General features: G+C 63.6%; 2 protein-coding genes and 1 pseudogene. All 3 read right to left on the bottom strand.

Going from position 1 to position 1,541, the window contains the following annotated elements; translation table 11 throughout:
- Positions 1-245, bottom strand: a 245-nt coding sequence (locus WAN02_RS27980) for a hypothetical protein (RefSeq protein WP_422268528.1), incomplete at its 3' end; no start/stop codon positions are given.
- Between the two features lie 26 nt (positions 246-271).
- Positions 272-751, bottom strand: a complete 480-nt coding sequence (locus tag WAN02_RS27975; protein WP_422268526.1) for a hypothetical protein — start codon at positions 749-751, stop codon at positions 272-274.
- A 602-nt stretch (positions 752-1,353) separates the two neighbouring features.
- A pseudogene (locus tag WAN02_RS27970) lies at positions 1,354-1,541 on the bottom strand (hypothetical protein); the annotation flags it as partial.

Below are 1,541 nucleotides of genomic sequence, written 5' to 3'. Positions count from 1 at the left end.
GGGCTACCGCCCATACCGCCATGACCGCCGTTGCCGCCCGCTCCACCTTGGCCGCCGTTGCCGCCGTGGCCGCCTGCTCCACCTTGGCCACCGCCGCCGTCACCGCCGGGGGGATCGAAGAAGGCCGGACCACTGACGGTGTTGACCGCAGGGTGCGCCAAGTCAGCGCTTGCGACGGTTGCGGTGATCAGCGAGCTCGCCGCCGCGGCGAGAAATATTCCGCCAGCCGCACCGAGTACGGCCATACGACGGCGATATGCCGGCACGTCAGTTATCCGCACAACTTGTTGAGTTGAGTGATCTGGTTGTCGAGGTCTTTCCGCACCGGGTCCTGAACCTCGGGTCCCGCTTGGACCAGGTAGTTGACGCCCAGCTGTTCGACTGTGTTCGCGAAGGTATATGCGGCATCGGTGAGATCACTTGGGGCCGCGGTATTTGAGGCGAGCCGTTCGCGCAGGTATGCGCCACCCCCGATGAGGGCCAAACGCGCATTGGTGGCCACTGTGAGGTCGGAAACCGGGTCGTTGATGTTCCGGCTTTGCATGTGGGTATTGATGACCACCGCTTTGTGGGAAGTGTTGTAGGCGGCGCACACGTTCGCTTTCGCGTCACCGCCTTGCTGGGGTACGGAGGCGCTTTTGTGCGCGGGGAGGAAGTACGCCAGGCCGGCAAGGACGACGGCTATCAGGGCGGTTACCAGGGCCGCGAGCGGGAGCCACCGCGATGCCCCCGACGAGGGGGGGACGGGCACCGGTTTCTTGGAGGAAGACTCCTGGCTAACGGTGGACGGCTTCGGGGTTTCCGCAGCGGCGGACTTAGCTATAGGCCTGTCAGACATGGGGTGAGACTATCGTGCATTGTTGACGTTGTTAAGGCATTGCCGAAATGAGTTCAGCCACATCGGGTCTGCCGCCGATCATCGCGGGGAGATGGTGTGTAAGGACTCTTTTGGCCAGGCATTATTCGATTGTTGCCGGGGTTGTTCGCCGATGAGCGCGTAGAGATCCGGTGGGGTTATGGCCATCAAATTCCATCCGCTCGATCAGTGGGCTGGCTCGGCCGGGCACTGTCAATGATTGCGATACGCGTGAAGCCAATCGAAATGCGTTCTGCTAGAGGCGATATCGCGAAAGCTGCCATCTGATCGGCGTGGCTTCCCGCGCGGTGGTTATTTCCTCGACTGCGCCTCAACGTAGTTGGCGAAGCAAGCGGCGCTACTGAACGCACAATTTCATTGGGAGTTCTCAGGGAATTCACGCCGTACGCGGAGTCGAGGGCAACCGTGGATGAGGCCTGGCTCGAACAGCAGAGAGGCCCGCTGAAAGCGGGCCTCTCCGTCGGTTGCTTGCTTGCTTACTCCCTTTCACGCAGGACGCCGCGGGCTCCCTCGCCTCCGATGCCGCCTTTGCCGGCGGCCCCGCCGAGACCAGGGCGGAGCTCAGTGGTGCCAGGGCTGGTCTCGGCGGCGTTGCCAGCGAAGGTGATGGGTTGGCTGGCGGCGGATGGGCCGCCGGGGGCGCCGGGTTCGCCGGCGGTTGGGC

It is taken from the genome of Mycobacterium sp., assembly GCF_049281135.1.
Taxonomy (GTDB): Bacteria; Actinomycetota; Actinomycetes; order Mycobacteriales; family Mycobacteriaceae; genus Mycobacterium.
The sequence above is the reverse complement of the archived record's forward strand: the minus strand, read 5'-3'. Positions and strand labels throughout refer to the sequence as shown.